The sequence below is a fragment of the Pseudomonas sp. R3-41 genome (genome assembly GCF_054161485.1).
In genome coordinates this window covers 2,318,598-2,336,036 of record NZ_CP096421.1, presented here as the reverse complement: position 1 = coordinate 2,336,036, position 17,439 = coordinate 2,318,598, and the positions used below count along the sequence as shown (strand labels likewise).

At 63.5% G+C, this 17,439-nt stretch carries 14 protein-coding genes; 6 read left to right on the top strand and 8 right to left on the bottom strand.

What is annotated here, in order from left to right; translation table 11 throughout:
* Nucleotides 1-9 precede the first annotated feature (9 nt).
* From M1D99_RS10545 to M1D99_RS10525, 5 genes are all read left to right on the top strand, one after another.
* On the top strand, nucleotides 10-345 hold the full coding sequence (locus M1D99_RS10545; RefSeq protein ID WP_458131744.1) for a PAAR domain-containing protein: 336 nt from the start codon (nucleotides 10-12) through the stop codon (nucleotides 343-345).
* Nucleotides 346-524: 179 nt separating this feature from the next.
* Entirely contained in the window at nucleotides 525-1,580 is a 1,056-nt protein-coding gene (locus tag M1D99_RS10540) for a hypothetical protein (protein ID WP_458132126.1), read from the top strand.
* 9 nt (nucleotides 1,581-1,589) lie between these two features.
* Entirely contained in the window at nucleotides 1,590-4,937 is a 3,348-nt protein-coding gene (locus M1D99_RS10535; protein ID WP_458131743.1) for an ImcF-related family protein, read from the top strand.
* Complete coding sequence (locus tag M1D99_RS10530) at nucleotides 4,934-5,140, top strand: CopG family ribbon-helix-helix protein (RefSeq protein WP_434575140.1); 207 nt, start codon at nucleotides 4,934-4,936, stop codon at nucleotides 5,138-5,140. Before M1D99_RS10535 ends, M1D99_RS10530 begins: the two co-directional genes overlap by 4 nt.
* 230 nt (nucleotides 5,141-5,370) lie before the next feature.
* The gene (locus M1D99_RS10525) at nucleotides 5,371-5,847 is read left to right on the top strand and encodes a hemerythrin domain-containing protein (RefSeq protein ID WP_053123224.1); all 477 of its coding nucleotides are present in this window, start codon (nucleotides 5,371-5,373) and stop codon (nucleotides 5,845-5,847) included.
* A gap of 54 nt (nucleotides 5,848-5,901) precedes the next feature.
* Here M1D99_RS10525 and M1D99_RS10520 read toward each other — a convergent pair whose 3' ends face one another.
* From M1D99_RS10520 to M1D99_RS10490, 7 genes are all read right to left on the bottom strand, one after another.
* Nucleotides 5,902-6,780 carry a LysR family transcriptional regulator gene (locus M1D99_RS10520; RefSeq protein WP_186709753.1) on the bottom strand — a complete coding sequence of 293 codons (879 nt, stop codon included), beginning with the start codon at nucleotides 6,778-6,780 and terminating at the stop codon, nucleotides 5,902-5,904.
* Nucleotides 6,781-7,073: 293 nt separating this feature from the next.
* On the bottom strand, nucleotides 7,074-7,703 hold the full coding sequence (gene ycaC / locus M1D99_RS10515; protein ID WP_186709752.1) for an isochorismate family cysteine hydrolase YcaC: 630 nt from the start codon (nucleotides 7,701-7,703) through the stop codon (nucleotides 7,074-7,076).
* 142 nt (nucleotides 7,704-7,845) lie between these two features.
* On the bottom strand, nucleotides 7,846-9,684 hold the full coding sequence (locus tag M1D99_RS10510) for an amidohydrolase (RefSeq protein WP_434576406.1): 1,839 nt from the start codon (nucleotides 9,682-9,684) through the stop codon (nucleotides 7,846-7,848).
* 118 nt (nucleotides 9,685-9,802) lie between these two features.
* Entirely contained in the window at nucleotides 9,803-10,441 is a 639-nt protein-coding gene (locus M1D99_RS10505; RefSeq protein WP_434575138.1) for an antibiotic biosynthesis monooxygenase, read from the bottom strand.
* Nucleotides 10,434-10,847, bottom strand: a complete 414-nt coding sequence (locus M1D99_RS10500; protein ID WP_186709749.1) for a DoxX family protein — start codon at nucleotides 10,845-10,847, stop codon at nucleotides 10,434-10,436. Before M1D99_RS10500 ends, M1D99_RS10505 begins: the two co-directional genes overlap by 8 nt.
* Complete coding sequence (locus M1D99_RS10495; RefSeq protein ID WP_186730306.1) at nucleotides 10,844-11,785, bottom strand: LysR substrate-binding domain-containing protein; 942 nt, start codon at nucleotides 11,783-11,785, stop codon at nucleotides 10,844-10,846. Before M1D99_RS10495 ends, M1D99_RS10500 begins: the two co-directional genes overlap by 4 nt.
* Before the next feature lie 132 nt (nucleotides 11,786-11,917).
* Entirely contained in the window at nucleotides 11,918-12,739 is an 822-nt protein-coding gene (locus M1D99_RS10490) for an alpha/beta fold hydrolase (protein ID WP_411387047.1), read from the bottom strand.
* 357 nt (nucleotides 12,740-13,096) lie between these two features.
* On the opposite strand from M1D99_RS10490, the gene M1D99_RS10485 reads away from it, so the two are divergent.
* Nucleotides 13,097-15,901, top strand: a complete 2,805-nt coding sequence (locus M1D99_RS10485; protein WP_458131742.1) for an ATP-binding protein — start codon at nucleotides 13,097-13,099, stop codon at nucleotides 15,899-15,901.
* Here M1D99_RS10485 and M1D99_RS10480 read toward each other — a convergent pair.
* Nucleotides 15,848-17,326, bottom strand: coding sequence for an ATP-binding protein (locus tag M1D99_RS10480; protein WP_458131741.1), 1,479 nt, complete (start codon nucleotides 17,324-17,326; stop codon nucleotides 15,848-15,850). The two genes, M1D99_RS10485 and M1D99_RS10480, sit on opposite strands and share 54 nt — an antisense overlap.
* Between the last annotated feature and the right edge of the window lie 113 nt (nucleotides 17,327-17,439).

Here is a 17,439-nt window from a genome sequence, read left to right as displayed (position 1 = left end):
GGATGAGACGTGAAAGGCATCAGTCAACTGGGCTGTGCCGAATTTTGCCCATGGACGGGCTTTTTGAACAAGGAAAACGACATGAAAAACATCATCCGCATTGGCGACAAAACAACCGGAGACGGTACCGTCCAATCAGGCTCAACCGTCATGAAGTTCGGCGGCATCGGAGTCGCTCGGGAAGGCGATCCAGTGGACTGCCCGATTCCAGGCCACGGCCGGACGGTCATCGCCGAAGGCCACCCTACGTTCAAGGACAATGGCGTGCCGGTGGCTTTTGACGGTCATCGTTGCGCCTGTGGCTGTGCGCTGATTTCGTCGATGCCTGGCGCGAGGGCACGCTGATCATGCCGGTCCGAATGGATGACGTCCCGGCCTTGGCGCCCAGGCCTGTGCGTCCCCGCGCCTGGCGGTGGCTCGGGTTATTGGCGTTTTGTTGGCTGTTGGGCGCTGGTGGCATGGTGTGGTTCGCTCCCGAAGCGTTACATCAGAGACCTGAGATTTTCTGGAGCCTGACCTTGGGCGTGCCCTTCCTGGGGTGGTGTGCCCTGGCGTTCGGACGGGCGTTGCTGTATCTCGGCGAACGAGCAGTGGCCGATGGTTGGGATCAGGCACGCGAAGAGGATTTGTTCCAGAAAACCCGTCAAGGACGGCGTTTTCTACGGGTGTTGAAGGTCGACCTGCACACCGCCCTGCGCGCCCCAGGCGAAGAACCAGCGGTACAACAGGAGGCTTTGCAGAGCGGCATCAAGGTGCAGAGGGTGCAACCTTCGAGGCTCGCCTCGTCGTCGTCATGCCACAGCCGTCTACCGGGCGATGCGGCTGAAGAGCTCGAACCGGTATTGCTGCGTACGTTGCAACAGCTACTTGGCGAGCTGGCCCCCACCTTGGCGCAACTGCCGGCCCATACACCGCTGGCGTTGTTGCTGGAGGGCAATAGCGGCTTGTCGGGCCCAGTGTGGGATCGGACATGGGCGCAGGCATGGCAAGCGTCCGACATCCGCCAGGCGCCGGTCTCCCTCGAAGGCGATGGTTTGGAAGCGCTGGACCATTGGCTCGACCAGCGCTTCGATGATCGGGCGGTGCTGCTGGGCATCGCGTTGCAGTTTGCGCCGCAACAGCCTGAAGGCACGGCGGAAGTGGTCGCCGGTTTGCTCCTGGGCAATCCTCTGGCGCAAACCACCTTGGCGCCGATCGCGTTTCTTCATCGCCCGGAACAGGAGCGACAACCTTGTCCCGACGCATTGCGCGATACCGCAACGCAGGCGCTTGCCTGGGTACCGTTGGAGGCTGAGTCGATCCGGCATGTCTGGCGAGCAGGTGTGAATGCACAACGTCATGCCGCCCTGACCAGCGTTTCAACCCAACTATCGATACCGATGCAGCATGCACAAGGGCTTCGTGATTTGGACGGGGTGCTGGGGAACCCAGGCAAAGCCTCGCCATGGCTGGCGATTGTCGCGGCCACGCAAGCCATCCAGTTTGGCGCGGGGCCGCAGTTTATTTTCAGCGGCAATGGCTGCGCTGACTCCAGGCTATGGAGCATGGCGTTGACGCCTGCGCCTTCATTATCGGAATAGGACATTCGAATGCAGCTGCGAACTTTTATAGTCGTGTGGGCGGTGGCCAGTGGTCTGTTGCTGATCAACGCGATCATGGGCGCCCTGGTGTGGCGTTACCCTCAATGGCTGGGTGTTCAGGCTGGCAGCGACCATCAGGCGCTCTGGTTGCTGGGCATATCCGCAATGGCCCTGCTGTCGGTGTTGTTCTTGGGTGGCTTCCATTTTCTAGGCAATGTGATGGGGCGTTCGGCTTATCGAACGTATCAGACAGACAATGGCCCGACTGTCGATAAGGTCGAATCCCAATCGGTAAACGAAGAAGCATCGAACGGGCTCCGCGAACACCTACGCTTCCAATACGGCCCCCTCTGGCGCCACAAAGTCCGCCTCCTGCTCATCGTCGGCGAACCCACCCAGATCGCCGCCATCGCCCCGGAACTGGAAAAAAAGAAATGGCTCGAAGGCGAACGCACCGTGCTCCTATGGGGCGGCGGCCTTCAAGAAAAATTGGAAACCCCGCTGCTGAACCAATGGCTCACCCTGCGCCGTGGCCGGGCGTTCGATGGGGTGGTCTGGGCGTTGGACAAACCTCAAAGCACCGACGACGCGGCGATGGCCAAGGCCTTGCGGCACGTGCACGACCTGGCGCGGCGGGTGCGGCGGCAGTTGCCCTTGCATGTGTGGCAGGTTTGCGAGAGCGCCTGGCCGCAGGACAAGCGCGAGACCCAGCCGGTGGGGTGTTTGTTGCCGGCGCGGGTCACGGCGCCGATGTTGGAGACGAGCCTGCGCAACCTGCTGGGCCCCTTGCGTCATGAGGGGCTGGAGCAGATGCAGGTCAACAAGCAGATGCACCACGATTTCCTGCTGCGCCTGTCCCGGGATCTGAAGGTCGATGGCATTGCCCATTGGCGTCAGGCGTTGGCACCGTTGTGGGGTGGGATGAACCCGGGCGTGCTGCTGCGCGGGCTGTGGTTCAGCCTGCCGCTGCCCGTGGCGCACAGCAGTGAAAACCTGCACTTCTGGTGGCCGGATCCGGCCTGGCATGGCGTGCAGCGCGACAAGGCGGTCGGCGCTCGCCTGGGCTGGGGCGTACCGCGAGTCGCTTATGCGCTGTTCATGGGCCTGGCATTGGTGGGCATCGCGGGGACGGTGCTGTCCTTCGTGAGTAATCGGGCGCAGATCGTCCAGGTGCAGTCCGTGTTGGCGACGTTGCAGCAATCGTCTCAGGGCGATGAACACCTGTTGGCACTCAATGAACTGGTGCACCAGTTGGCGCGCCTGGATCACCGCGTCGTGCACGGTGCGCCGTGGTACCAGCGCTTTGGTTTGAACCGCAATGAAACATTGCTCGAAGCGCTGTGGCCCCGTTACGTCGAAGCCAATAACCGCCTGGTCCGCGACCCGGCGGCGGCCCGTTTGCGCGAGCAATTGAGCGCGTTGGTCCAGCTCGCGCCAGGCAGCCCCGAACGCATCGAGCGCACCCGTGACGCCTACGATCAGCTCAAGGCGTACCTGATGATGGCGCGCCCGGAAAAAGCCGAGGTGGACCTGTTGGTCAAGACCCTGGGCCACGTCGATCCCACGCGTGACGGCATCTCTCCTGGTTTTTGGCAAACTTTCGCACCGAACCTGTGGCAGTTCTATGCCGAGCAATTGCCCGCGCACCCGGACTGGCGCATCGAGGCCGACCCACGTTTGGTGGCACAGGTGCGCCAGGTGTTGCTCGACCAGATGGGCCAACGCAACGCCGAGGCCGGCCTGTACAAACGCGTGCTCGACGAGGCCGCCCAGCATTATCCGGCCCTGGGCCTGCAACAGATGGTCGGCGACACCGAGGCCGCCGCGCTGTTTTCCAGCAAGGCCCGTGTGCCGGGTGTATTCACTCGCCAGGCCTGGGAGGGTCAGGTGCGCCGGGCCATCGATGAAATCGCCCAGGCGCGCCGTGAAGAAATCGACTGGGTGCTCAGCGACAAACCCGGCGATATTGATGACCGCTTGACCCCCGACGTGCTCAAGGCGCGCCTGACCGAGCGCTATTTTCAGGATTACGCCAGCGCCTGGCTGGGGTTTCTCAACAGCCTGCGTGCCAATCAAGCCAAAAGCCTGGATGGGGTGATCGACCAACTGACGCTGATGAGTGACGTGCGCCAATCGCCGCTGATCGCGCTAATCAATACTCTGGCCTACCAAGGACAGGCCGGCACTCGCGGTCAGGCCTTGAGCGATTCGCTGATGAAGTCCGCGCAAAAGCTGATCGGACCGGATAAGGCGCCGGTGATCGATCAACTCGTGGATTTGTCGAGCGGCCCCCTGGACGCGACGTTCGGGCCGTTGTTGGCGCTGCTGGGCAAGGGCGTCGAAGGTCGTAACGCCAGCGATGGCCTGAGCCTGCAGTCCTACCTCACCCAAGTGACCCGCGTGCGCCTCAAATTGCAACAGGTCAGCACCGCCACCGACCCGCTGGAGATGACCCAGGCCTTGGCGCAAACGGTGTTCCAAGGCCGCGGCATCGACCTGACCGACACCCAATCCTATGGCCGGCTGATGGCCGCCAGCCTCGGCGCGCAATGGGCCGGCATCGGCGAGACGCTGTTCGTGCAGCCGCTGGAACAGGCCTGGCAGCGCGTGCTGCAACCCTCGGCGGCAGGGCTCAACAGTCAGTGGCAGCGCTCGATCGTCGCGCATTGGAACACCGCCTTCACCGGCCGTTATCCGTTCGCCGCGACCGCCAGCGATGCCTCGTTGCCGATGCTGGGGCAGATGATCCGCGCCGACACGGGGCGCATCGAACGCTTCCTGCACAGCCAGTTGAGCGGCGTGCTGCGCAAGGAAGGCAACCGCTGGGTGGCCGACCCGCGCCATGGTCGAGGCTTGCGGGTCAACCCGCAGTTCCTCGCGGCAATCAACCAACTGAGCGACTTGGCCGACGTGCTCTTCACCGACGGCAACCTGGGCTTGAGTTTTGAACTGAGCGGCAAAGGCGTGCGCGATGTGGTGCAGACCACCTTCATCCTCAACGGTGAAAAACACGAGTACTTCAACCAGAAGGAACGCTGGCAGCGCTTTGGCTGGCCGGGACGCAGCGACTACCCCGGCGTGAGCCTGACCTGGACCAGCGTCCACACCGGCGAGCGGTTGTTCGCGGATTACGCCGGCACTTGGGGACTGATCCGCTTGCTGGAGCAAGCCACGTTCACCGCATTGGATGACGGCGACAGCCGCTACCGCATGGTGCTCAAGGCCCCCGATGGACTGGGCTTGACCTGGCACCTGCGCACCGAGCTGGATGCCGGGCCGATGGCGTTGCTCAGGTTGCGGGGGTTTACGTTGCCGGGGCGGGTATTTCTGGAGGGGCGTGGGGCTGCGGGGGGATGAGCAATCGAGTTTCCAAACAGGCTCTAACGGCCTGTACAAACCAGCAGAAGCGTAATCGTCTGACTCGTGAGGCCTTGACCGATGTTGACGCTGGCCGAGTGATTGACCACCAGATAGTCCAGGCTTGGGCCGATAGTCTCAACGTTGGCTCGCCCCACCTGACTGCCAAAGCGCAGTGGCCTTTCCATTTGGTGATCGGCTGAGATGAATGTCGATATTGAACGCGCCGTGGCTAGCCATCAGCGCAAACTGCAACGCGTTTTTTCCCCAGCTCATGCAGCTTGCACGACGGTGAAAATCAAGAACATTTCAACCCATTGTTTTTAAAGCGTTTTAAAACCCGTCTCGGCTGGCACAGCTCATGCAATTCAGCTCTTACGCGGCGTCGGCGCTCGAAGCCTGCCCGCATCCGTGAATTGCCGAGGAGCTCCCCATGAATGCCATCGATCTGTTGAAAGCCGACCATGAGCGCGTCAAAGCCATCTTGACTCAACTGAGCGAGTCGACCGAGCGCGCCGTGAAAAAACGCACCGACCTGTTGGCGAAACTGGAAATGGAAATTTCCATCCACACTCGCCTGGAAGAAGAAATTCTTTATCCGGCGTTCAAGCAAGCCGGTGGCAAGGACGAGGCTGAAATGTATTACGAGGCCAAGGAAGAACACCGCACCGTCGACTCGCTGGTGCTGCCGGACCTGAAAACCACCGATCCAACCCAGCCGGAATTCGCCGGTCGGGTGAAGGTGGTCAAGGAACTGCTTGAGCACCACATCGAAGAAGAAGAAAAGGAAATGTTCCCCCACGCGAAAAAACTGCTGGGTAAGGCCAAGCTCGACGCCTTGGGCGCGGAAATGGAAACCATGAAAGCGCAGTACAAAAAAGAACTGAGCAGCGCCAACCTCGCCGCCTGATCAAAGCGCCAGATGCTTCAGCCGTCATGTGGCGGCTGAATGCGTTGCGCCCCTTTACTGCATTTGTTCGCGTAAGAATTCCACCAACGCCTGCACTGGGCGTGCACTTTGCCGATGCTGGGGATACACCGCCGATAGCGCCAACGGTTCGGTCTCGAAGCCTTCCAGGACCTTGATCAGCCGACCATCCTTCAAGGCATCGCCGAGGATGAAAGCGGGCAGATAGGTGATGCCCATGCCGGCAATGGCCGCGTCCCTGAGCAAATCACCGTTATTGGCGCGCATGCGCCCCGTGACCTCCAGCGTCAACGGTTTGCCCGCCCCCGCGAAACGCCACTGCACCTGACGACTGTGACCATAGGGCAGGCAGTCATGGCTGCGCAGGTCTTCAGGCCGCGCGGGTGTGCCTTTTTGCGCCAGGTAGGTGGGGCTGGCGCAATACACCCGCTCGATGGTCGCGATGCGCCGGGCAATCAGGGTCGAATCTTCCAGCACGCCGATGCGCAGCGCCAGGTCATAGCCCTCCCCCAGCAGATCCACCGAACGGTCGCTCAGGTCCACCTCGACGCTGACGCCCGGATAGCGTTGCAGAAACAGCGGCAACAGGCTGCCCAGGTGCGCCACAGCGAAGGACAGCGGTGCGCTGAGGCGAATCGTGCCGCGGGGCTCGCTGGTCTGGCCGCTGATGCCCTGCTCCACTTGTTCGACGTCATTGAGCAGGCGCAGCGCCGCTTCGTAGTAACGCTGGCCCAACGGGGTGACGTCCAGCCGGCGGGTCGAGCGATTGAGCAGGCGCACGCCCAGGCGCTGCTCCAGTGCCATGAGCTTGCGGCTGACGAACTGCTTGGACAGCCCGAGCTTGTCCGCGGCGGCGGTGAAACTGCCTGACTCCATGACCTGGGCAAAGATGCGCATTTCTTCGAAGGGATTCATTGTCATTCCTGGAGTGGACAGTCAGGGAGATGAGTTGGGCATTGTGGGTGGTGTAATGCAGGTTGGAAAGGTGTCGGATGTGCCACCGTCATCGCGAGCAAGCTTTGCTCCCACAGGCTTTCCCTCGATCCCATGTGGAAGCAAGGCTGATCTGGTCAAGCTGCTTCCACAGGTTTTTCCCGATCCCATGTGGGAGCAAAGCTTGCTCGCGATAGCGGTGGTTCGGTTTGCAAGGGTTTAATGCCCTGCACAAAAACGCCCGCACAAGGCGGGCGTCATACAACATGAACCGCTTACTTGGCCGTCAGCGCCGAGTAGCTGTTCATCAGGTTGCGGTAGTTCGGAATGCGCTGGGACAGCAGGTTGCCGAGGCCTTCGATGTCGTTGCGCCAGTCGCGGTGCAGCTCACAGGCCACCGAGAACCAGTTCATCATCTGCGCGCCAGCGGCGGTCATGCGCACCCAGGCGGCTTGTTGCACGGTTTCGTTGAAGGTACCCGAAGCGTCGGTGACGACGAACACGTCAAAGCCTTCAGCCAGCGCCGACAAGGTCGGGAACGCCACGCAGACGTCGGTGACCACGCCGGCGATGATCAGTTGCTTGCGGCCGGTGGCCTTGATTGCCTTGACGAAATCTTCGTTGTCCCAGGCGTTGATCTGGCCTGGACGCGGGATGTACGGCGCGTCCGGGAACATTTCCTTGAGTTCCGGCACGATCGGGCCGTTGGGGCCCTGTTCGAAGCTGGTGGTCAGGATGGTCGGCAAGTTGAAGAACTTCGCCAGGTCGGCCAGCGCCAATACGTTGTTCTTGAACTCGTTGGGCGAGAAGTCCTGGACCAGGGAAATCAGACCGGTCTGGTGATCGACCAGCAGGACGACCGCGTCGTCTTTGTTCAGACGGTTGTAGGCGGGAACGTTGCTCATGGGGTGACTCCTTTGGGATGGATGTTACAGGCCCCCTGTGGGAGCGGGCTTGCTCGCGAAGGCGTCGTCACATCCGACAGCCTTGCAAGCTGACACACCGCTTTCGCGAGCAAGCCCGCTCCCACAGGGGAAAATGTGTTAGTCAAAAGGCAAAGCAGGAACAACCAAACGCGCCCCAGAAACCCTGGAAATCGCTGACCGGCACATTCGAGAGTCGCGCCCGTTCGTGGCTGTGGGAATGCACCTTGCACGGCCCGCTGCACTGGTGGACTTGCGCCTGCAGCGGTGAGGCCGGGCGCCAGTGGCCCGGGACCTTGACCACGGGCGACCAGTCCGGCAGCACCGGGACGCTGGCCGGGCCGAGTTTTTCGAAGTCGCCAGCGGCGTACACCACTTTGCCGTCCACTACGGTCAGCACCGACTCGATCCACTTGATGGCTTCTTCCTCGACGCTGAAGAAGTCCGCGCTCAGGGCCGCCAGGTCCGCCAGTTGGCCGACCTTGATCTGGCCTTTCTTGCCCTGCTCCGACGAGAACCAGGCACTGCCGTGGGTGAACAACTCCAGCGCGGTCAGGCGCGGCAGGCCCTCTTCGTGCAACGACAGGCCGCCGACGGTGCGGCCACTGACCATCCAGTACAACGAAGTCCACGGGTTGTAGCTCGACACGCGGGTGGCGTCGGTGCCGGCGCCCACCGGCACGCCTTCGGCGAGCATGCGCTTGATCGGTGGCGTGGCTTCGGCGGCCTTGGCGCCGTAGCGGTCAACGAAGTATTCGCCCTGGAAGGCCATGCGGTCCTGGATCGCAATACCACCGCCCAGTGCCCGTACACGCTCGATGTTTTTCGGCGTGATGGTTTCGGCGTGGTCGAAAAACCACGGCAGGCCATTGAACGGAATGTCGCGATTGACCTTCTCGAACACGTCGAGCATGCGGCTGATGGATTCGTCGTAGGTGGCGTGCAGGCGGAACGGCCAGCGCTGCTCCACCAGGTGACGCACCACCGGCTCCAGGTCCTGTTCCATGCCCGGTGGCAGGTCCGGGCGCGGTTCGAGGAAGTCTTCGAAGTCCGCCGCCGAGAACACCAACATTTCCCCGGCACCGTTGTGCCGCAGGAAATCGTCGCCCTGGTGCAGCTTGACGCTGCCGGTCCAGTTCTTGAAATCGGTGAGTTCTTCCTTGGGCTTCTGGGTGAACAGGTTGTAGGCGATGCGCACCGTCAACTGCTGCTCGCGGGCCAACTGCTCGATGACCTCGTAGTCGTCCGGGTAGTTCTGGTAGCCGCCGCCGGCGTCGATGGCGCTGGTCAGGCCCAGGCGATTGAGTTCGCGCATGAACTGGCGGGTGGAGTTGACCTGGTATTCCAGCGGCAACTTCGGCCCTTTCGCCAGCGTCGAGTACAGGATCATCGCGTTGGGCCGCGCCACCAGCATGCCGGTGGGCTCGCCCTTGCTGTCGCGTACGATCTCGCCACCCGGCGGGTTCGGCGTGTTGCGGGTGTAGCCGGCGACACGCAGCGCGGCGCGGTTGAGCAAGGCGCGGTCATACAGGTGCAACACGAACACGGGCGTATCGGGGGCGGCCTGGTTGAGTTCTTCCAGGGTCGGCATGCGCTTTTCGGCAAACTGGAATTCGTTCCAGCCGCCCACCACGCGAACCCATTGCGGCGTTGGCGTGCGGTCGGCCTGGTCCTTGAGCATGCGCAAGGCATCGGCCAACGACGGCACGCCTTCCCAACGCAGCTCCAGGTTGTAGTTCAAGCCACCCCGGATCAAGTGCAGGTGCGAGTCGTTGAGACCGGGAATGACGGTGCGGCCCTTGAGGTCGATGACCTGGGTACCGCTGCCGCGCAGGGCCATGGCCTCGGCGTCGGTGCCCACGGCGACAAAGCGGCCCTGGCTGATGGCGACCGCGCTGGCGCGAGGCTTCTCGCGATCGACGGTGTGGAATTGGCCATTGAACAGAATCAGGTCGGCGTTCATCGGATTTCCTTGTGAAGAGGAAGAAGCAAGGGACAGGCGTGGCCAGAAGGCCGCCGCCGCACTGAGCAAGGACCCGGCGGCGAGCAATTGGCGGCGCAGCGGATCGGTTGGGTCGTCCTTATCGGCCATGGCCGGGCTCCAAGTGTTCGTGGGTTGTGGAGGCTTCCAGCCACGGCGCGAACAGCCGGGTCGCCAGCGGCATGCACACGTACACCACCGAGAGCACGATGGTCACGGTGATCAAAAACGTGGCGACCACGTAGTTGGACAGAAAGGCGTTGAGTTGCAGCAACGGGCCCCAGAGCAACGGCACCAGCAAGGTGTGCGGCAGGATGACCAGCAGCGTCACCACCGATTGCTTCCAGCGCGGCGGTGGCGTGGCGGCATCGGCCAACGGGGCGAACCAGAATTCCTTGTGCGAACCGACCTCGATCTGATCACCGTCGACCAACAGTGGCGCAGCCTCGGCCACCAATTCACGCCGCTCGGGGGAGTCCAGCCAGCGCTGCATGGCCTCGGTGGAGCGAAAACGCAGCACGCAGGTAAACAATGACAATCCGTCCTGCTTGCCCCGCACAACGTCGACGCCCAGATGGCCCGGCCACTGGCCAGCCACGGTGACGATGCGCCGCAACCAGGCCTCATAGGCATCGTTCTGCCCGGCTTTGATTCGGTGCTTGACCACCAAGGTGACGATTTCATCGAAACCGGGTACCGCCGGGCTCGCGGTGGATCCGAGGGTTTGGGACTCAGGCATGACGCAGCACTCCATCAAAACGCGCGTTCAGCGCCAGGCGTCCAGGGCCGGCAATGAACACGCTGGTAAATACAATCAACAGCAACCAGCCAAACTGGCCTTCTTCCAGGCTCCACTGCGGGTGCACCACCAGCAGCGCCACGGCCAGCAGGAACAGGATCGGCAGGCACGCCAGGCGCACCAGCACACCGGCCATGATCAACAGTGGGCACAGCACCTCGGCGAAAATCGCCAGGACCAGGGTCGGCGCGGCGCCGAGGTGGAACGGGTCTTCGATGCGGGTCAGCTCGCTGCTGTAATTCAAGAGCTTCGGCAAGCCGTGGACCCACAGCAAAAACAACCCGCCGCTCAGGCGCAGGAACAACAAGCCCAGGTCCTGCAACGGGCGCTCATCGGTCAGGTTCATCGGTGGGCTCCGTCCGCGGCCGCAGCGGCCGGCAGTGGTTGCGACATGTGGCTGGCGATGCGCGAACGCAGCCAGCGTTCGGCCGGGTCGTTGTCATGCACGCCGCTCCAGACCATCGACAGTTCGGCGGCATTGATCTCGAACGGCGGGTCCTCGGCGCGCAAGGCGCAGCCTTCCACCAGTGCGCAGGCGGCGTAGTCGGGCACGGTGGCGATCAGCTCGGTGCCCGCCAACAATGCTCGCAGCCCGCTGAATTGCGGCACCGCCAACACCACTTTGCGGCACCGGCCGATGCGGGCCAGGTCCAAGTCGATGTTGCCGCTCAGGTCGCCCGAAAACGAAACCATGGCATGGGGGCGCGAGCAGTATTCGTCCAGGGTCAGCGGCCCCGGGCGCTTGTCGCCGCGCAAGACCTTGCAGGGAATGTCCCGCAGTTTCTTGCGCTTGGCATTGGCCGGCAGGTCGGTGGTGTAGCTGACGCCGACGCTGATTTCACCACTGGCCAGCAGCGAGGACATCAGCAGGAAATTGGCCCGGCGCACCACCACGATGATCCCCGGCGCTTCTTCGCGCAGTTGGCTCAGCAGCGGAGGAAACAGGCCGAATTCGGCATCGTCGGACAGACCGATGCGAAACACGTCGCAACTGGTGGACGGATCGAACGCCTTGGCCCGGCTGACCGCGCCGGAGATGGTGTCCATGGCCGGTTGCAGCTCTCGCAGGATCGCCAGGGCCCGCGGCGTCGGTTCCATGCCGCGACCGTGACGGATCAGCAACGGATCATCGAACAGATCCCGCAACCGCCCCAGCGCCGCACTCACCGCCGGCTGGCCCATGAACAGCTTTTCGGCGACGCGGGTCAGGTTTTTCTCGAACATCAGCGCCTCGAAGATCACCAGCAGGTTCATGTCGAGACGGCGTAAATCGTTGCGGTTCATGGGTGTTGTTCCTGTTGAATGCCGATCTTGTGGGAGCGGGCTTGCTCGCGAAAGCGGTGGGTCAGTTGGCACTTATGTCGAATGTGCCACCGCATTCGCGAGCAAGCCCGCTCCCACAGTTTCATGGCTTGATCAACCCTGGATGAACGCCAGCAGGTCCGCGTTCAGCCGGTCCTTGTGAGTATCGGTCAGGCCATGGGGCGCGCCGGGGTAGACCAGCAACTGCGCGTTCTTGAGCAACTGGGCAGCGGCAATGCCGGCCGCTTCGATGGGGACCATCTGGTCATCATCGCCGTGCACCACCAAGGTCGGCACGTCGATGTTGCGCAGGTCTTCGGAAAGATCGGTCTCCGAGAATGCCTTGATGCAGTCGTAAGTGTTCTTGTGGCCGGCCTGCATGCCTTGCATCCAGAACCAGTCGATCATGCCTTGGGAGACCTTGGCGCCCGGGCGGTTGGCGCCGAAAAACGCGCTGGCCACGTCTTTGTATAGCTGAGAACGGTCGGCCAGGGAGGCTTGGCGGAAACCGTCGAACACTTCGACGGGCAAGCCACCGGGGTTGGCCGCGGTCCTGAGCATCAACGGCGTCACCGCCGAGATCAGGCCGAGCTTGGCGACGCGGGCCGCGCCATGGCGGCCGATGTAGCGCGCCACTTCACCACCGCCCGTGGAGAAGCCGATCAACACCGCGTCTTTCAAGTCCAGCCGTTCGATCAGCTCAGCCAGGTCATCGGCGTAGGTGTCCATGTCGTTGCCGTCCCAGGGTTGGCTGGAGCGCCCGTGTCCACGGCGGTCGTGGGCGATCACCCGGTAGCCGTTGGACGCCAGGAACATCATCTGCCCCTCCCAACTGTCCGAGTTCAGCGGCCAGCCGTGGCTCAAGACCACCGGTTGCCCAGTGCCCCAATCCTTGTAGTAAATCTCGGTGCCGTCGCGGGTGATGAAGGTGCTCATGACAGGGTTCCTTGAGGTGGGTGGAGCGCTTCATGGTCCGGTCAGAGGAGGCGTTTGCGTGAGTTAAACGTTGTTAATTTTTCCGGAACGGCGGTGTTAAAAGCCCGCTTTTGTGGCGAGGGAGCTTGCTCCCGCTGGGCTGCGCAGCAGCCCCAGAACTGTCACTTCGGAGTGTCAGATTGATTGGGAGGTGGGGCCTTTGGGGCCGCTTCGCGGCCCAGCGGGAGCAAGCTCCCTCGCCACAGGTTCGGCGTCTGGAAGGCCGGGAGTAGAGCCTGCACCGTTGCGCTTGACACCAAACCTGAGGAATATGCTCGGGTAAAGCCCGGGCATCGGGACCAGAACATTGAGAGCACCATGAGCCACTACCTCAGCCTGCCCGTCGAACAGACGGTGCACTTCGGCCCTTACCGGGTCCATCCGCGCCAGCGCCTGGTGCTGGAAGGCGAGCAACCGTTGCGCCTGGGGCGGCGGGCCGTGGAGATCCTGCTGGTGTTGCTCGAACATGCTGGCGAGGTGGTGAGCAAGCAGCAACTGATCGCCCGGGTCTGGCCCAAAAGCGTGGTGGAAGACACCAACCTGCGTGTACACGTCGCAGCCCTGCGCAAGGCCCTCGGGGACGGCCAGGCCGGGCAGCGCTACATCGTCACCGTGGCGCAGCGTGGCTACAGCTTTGTCGCGCCGCTGGCTTTCGAATCCCTTGACCCATTGGCGCGCATCCCCCATCCATCCCTGGCGCGCAACCTGCCACTGCAGCGCACGCGCCTGATCGGCCGCCAGGCCCTGGTGGAAAACCTGGTGGCCCAGCTGCCGCGAAAACGCTTCATTACCCTGGTTGGCACCGGCGGCATCGGCAAGACCACCGTTGCCCTGCGGGTCGCTGAACGGCTGATCGGCCATTACCGTGACGGCACCCACCTGCTGGACCTGGCGTCGCTCAACGACGCGGCGATGATCGCTCCCAACCTCTGTGCGTTGCTCGACCTGCCCCTGCAAGACGGCGATCCGCTGGACACCCTCGGCCGACAGCTCAAGGAACGACATCTGTTGCTGGTGCTCGACAACTGCGAGCACTTGATCGACGCCATCGCCCAGCTCAGCGAAACCTTGCTGCGTGGTGCCCCTCACCTGCACATCCTGGCCACCAGCCGCGAAGGCCTGCGCGCCGAAGGTGAACACATGCAGCGCCTGGACGCCCTGGCGTTCCCGCCCCGTGAAATGCCCATCGAGGGTTATCCCGCCCTGGAGTACCCGGCGCTGCAACTGTTTGCCGAGCGTGCGATGGCCAGCCGTGACGACTTCGAACTGACCGACCGCGAGGTGCCGTTGGTGATCGACATTTGCCAGCGACTGGACGGTATTCCCCTGGCCATCGAGCTGGCCGCCGGACAGCTTGGCCGCTTCACCCTGGAAGAGCTTCACCGACACCTGCAAGACAGCGTCGCCCTGCTCCACAACGACACCGGCGCCGCACCGCGCCAGCAGACCCTGCGTGCCACGCTGGACTGGAGCTTCGCGCTGCTCACGGCCTGCGAGCAGACCTGCCTGCGGCGGCTGGCGGTGTTCATGGGCAGTTTCAACCTGGCCTCGGCCGCGGCGGTGATCGTCGGCCAGCATGTGGCGCCCGAACAGGTGCTGGTGTCGATCAGCCAGTTGGTCGCCAAGTCGTTGCTCAACGTTGAGATTGGCGATGAAGAGGTGCGCTATCGCCTGCTGGACACCACCCGCCGCTATGCCTTGGAAAAACTCGCCGAAGCCGGGGAACTGGCGGCCAGCCAGGAGCGCCACGCCGAACGCTGCCTGGCGCTCATGGGGCAAGCGGAACGCGATTGGGAAAACACCCCTACCCGATTGTGGATCGCCCGCTACGCCGACTATCGCGATGACATCCGCGCCGCGCTCGACCGAGGCCTGGGCCCGCAGGGTTCACACGCCGTGGCGATTCGCCTGACTGCTCGCACCCTGCCCCTCTGGCAGGAACTGTCGCTGCTCAAGGAACACGGCCTCTACGTCAACCGGGCGCTGAACTTGCTGCGGGCCAGCCCCAGTCCCTGCCCACGCTTGACCCTGGCCCTGGAACTGGCCCACGCCAGTTTCAACTACCACACCGAGGGCGGTACAGCGGCCACCGTGCGGGCCTTTGCCACCGCCCGACAACTGGCCCGGCAATGCCAGGACCTGGCCGGCGAGCTGCGGGCCGTGTCCGGGCAAATGACCGTCGATCTCAGTTGCGGCCACTACCAACAGGCCTTGGACCACAGCCTGGATTTTGATCGGTTGGGTTTGCAGGGCGACCCGACCCTGTCCTTGAGCGCCCAACGCCTGCGGGTGCTGGCACTGCATTTCATCGGCGACCAGGGCGCGGCGCGGCATGAAGCCGAGCAAGTGATCCAGCGCCTGGCCCAGAGCGGCCACCTCAGCCGCTTCAGTCATGGCTTCGGCGTGCAATACGACCAGAGCGTGGCGGCGCTGACGATTCTGGCGCGGATCCTCTGGCTACAAGGTTTTGCCGAGAAAGCCCGGCGCACCGCCAACCTGGCGTTGCAGATCGCCTTGCAGATCAATCACGGCATTTCGATCTGCTACACCCTGGCACTCACCGGTTGCGTGATCGCCCACTACACCGGCGAGCATTCGACCACGCGGGAAAGGCTCGATCTGTTGAAGCAACAGGCCAAGAAACATTCGGTGATGCTGTTCCATGACTGGGCCTGCCATTACGGCTGCGTATTGGATGGCGAGACGCTGGAGACGAGCACGAAAAACGGGCTGATCCAAGACATCGCGGTCACTCTGCGCCCTGAGTTGGTCAGCCCCGCGCAACTGGAACGGGCCCGCAGTGGCGCCGCGGGCTGGTGTTCGGCGGAGATCCTGCGGGCCGGCGCCGAAACCTTGCTGGCGCGGAACGAGCCGTCCCTGGAGGAAGCCGCCGAAGCGCAACTGCTGGACGCCATGGCCGTGGCCCGTCGTCAACAAGCCCTGGCCTGGGAGCTGCGCAGCGCGACCTCCCTGGCCCGCTTGTGGCAACGTCAAGGGCAGGTGCATGCCGCGCAGGAACTGCTCGGGCCGGTCTACCGCCGCTTCAGCGAGGGCTTCGACACTCCCGATCTATTGAAAGCCGACGCGCTGCTCCAAACGCTGACTCGCCGGTTGGGGCCGTGAACGCCGCGCCCCCCAAGCACCTTGCAGTACGTAACGCCGATGAAACACAGGCCACTGTCCACTGCGCCGCAGTTTGTCCATGGCGTAGGCGCGGGTGGTGTGCAGCAGTCGAAAACGCCCGCCCTCGGCCAACGGCTCGACCATCAGCAGTGACACGCTCGCCAACCGCAACAGCAACCTGGGCACCTGCCCGACACTCAGTTCAGCGCAACTGATCACGGCCTGTGCCGCCTTGAGCGTAAACGGTCCCTCGAACACCGCCAGGCGCTGGAACGCGGTTCGTTCGTCAGCGCTCAAACGCTCGACACTCGAATCCAACACCGCCTCCAGGCTCCGATGCCGGGCCACTGCGGTACGCCGCCCATGGCTCAAGAGGGACAAACCGTAGTCCAACTGTTCGAGCACCCCAGCCACCCCCAAGGCGTCGACCTGGGCCGCCGCCAATTCCAGCGCCAGCGGCAAGCCGTCCAGGCGCTGGCAAATCTGGGCCAGGATCAGCCAGTCGCGGCCATGGGGCTTGAAATCCTGCTGCCGGGCGCTAACCCGCTCAACCAGCAGTTGCACCGCCGGGCATGCGACGATCTGGTGCTCCGGCTCGAGAGGCGATGCCACGGCCAGGCCCGGCAGTGGCACGATTCTTTCGCCCGACAGTTCCAGCGGTTCGCGGCTGCTGCACAACAGCGCCACCCCCGGTGCCGTCGCAGCCAGCGCCTGGGCCAGTTCCCGACAGGCGCCGAGCACATGCTCGCAGCCATCGAGCACCAGCAACATCCGGCAGGATTCCAGGCCCCGGCCTAAAGCTCCGTGCGCCAGGCCCAGCGCGCCGGCCACCTGAGCCGTCACCTGCGAGGGCTCGCTGATGGCGGCCAGGTCAACGAACCAGGCACCGTCGTCAAAATGTTCAAGCAACAGCTCTGCCGCCCGCAGCACCACGGTGGTCTTGCCGACCCCGCCCGGGCCGGTCACGGTGGTCAGGGCTTGACGAGGCACTTGCGCCAACAACCGTCCCAGGATTCTGTCGCGGCCGACCAACGGGCTCAAGCGCGTGGGCAAGTTGTGTCGCTCCGCTGGGGGACTGAACGGCGTCTCGATGTCCTCGTGAACCGCCAGGCAATAGCCTTGTCGTGGATGGTTGAGGATATAGCGCGCGCCGTCCCGCCCGTCGCCGAAGGCCCGCCGCAGCGCCGCAATGTGCACCCGCAGGTTGATGTCTTCCACGACGCTGTCAGGCCAGACGTGGGCGATGAGGGTTTGCTTACTGACATAACGGCCGGCGTGCTCCACCAGCACCTGCAGAACATCCAGGGCGCGACCACCCAATGCGAGTGGCTGGCCGTCACGGGTGACCAGCCGCTGCTGCCGGTAGAAGGCAAACGGACCGAAGCTCACCGCCGGCTCGCTGTCGGGTTTGACGAAACTGTTCATGGGCGATCCAGTGCCGGAAAACCGGTGCGGGCGTCAGCGTGCGGATCACCGAACACGTCTGCCCTGGGCTCCTGCGCATCCTTTCCAAGGGGGTCGCCGTTATCTTGGCAGGC

Coding starts and splice junctions, on each gene's coding strand:
- M1D99_RS10525 (WP_053123224.1), top strand. CDS start 5,371: ATGAATGCCATCGATCTGTTGAAAGCCGACCATGAGCGCGTCAAAGCC.
- M1D99_RS10535 (WP_458131743.1), top strand. CDS start 1,590: ATGCAGCTGCGAACTTTTATAGTCGTGTGGGCGGTGGCCAGTGGTCTG.
- M1D99_RS10505 (WP_434575138.1), bottom strand. CDS start 10,441: ATGCCTGAGTCCCAAACCCTCGGATCCACCGCGAGCCCGGCGGTACCC.
- ycaC (WP_186709752.1), bottom strand. CDS start 7,703: ATGAGCAACGTTCCCGCCTACAACCGTCTGAACAAAGACGACGCGGTC.
- M1D99_RS10510 (WP_434576406.1), bottom strand. CDS start 9,684: ATGAACGCCGACCTGATTCTGTTCAATGGCCAATTCCACACCGTCGAT.
- M1D99_RS10485 (WP_458131742.1), top strand. CDS start 13,097: ATGAGCCACTACCTCAGCCTGCCCGTCGAACAGACGGTGCACTTCGGC.
- M1D99_RS10495 (WP_186730306.1), bottom strand. CDS start 11,785: ATGAACCGCAACGATTTACGCCGTCTCGACATGAACCTGCTGGTGATC.
- M1D99_RS10500 (WP_186709749.1), bottom strand. CDS start 10,847: ATGAACCTGACCGATGAGCGCCCGTTGCAGGACCTGGGCTTGTTGTTC.
- M1D99_RS10520 (WP_186709753.1), bottom strand. CDS start 6,780: ATGAATCCCTTCGAAGAAATGCGCATCTTTGCCCAGGTCATGGAGTCA.
- M1D99_RS10530 (WP_434575140.1), top strand. CDS start 4,934: ATGAGCAATCGAGTTTCCAAACAGGCTCTAACGGCCTGTACAAACCAG.
- M1D99_RS10490 (WP_411387047.1), bottom strand. CDS start 12,739: ATGAGCACCTTCATCACCCGCGACGGCACCGAGATTTACTACAAGGAT.
- M1D99_RS10480 (WP_458131741.1), bottom strand. CDS start 17,326: ATGAACAGTTTCGTCAAACCCGACAGCGAGCCGGCGGTGAGCTTCGGT.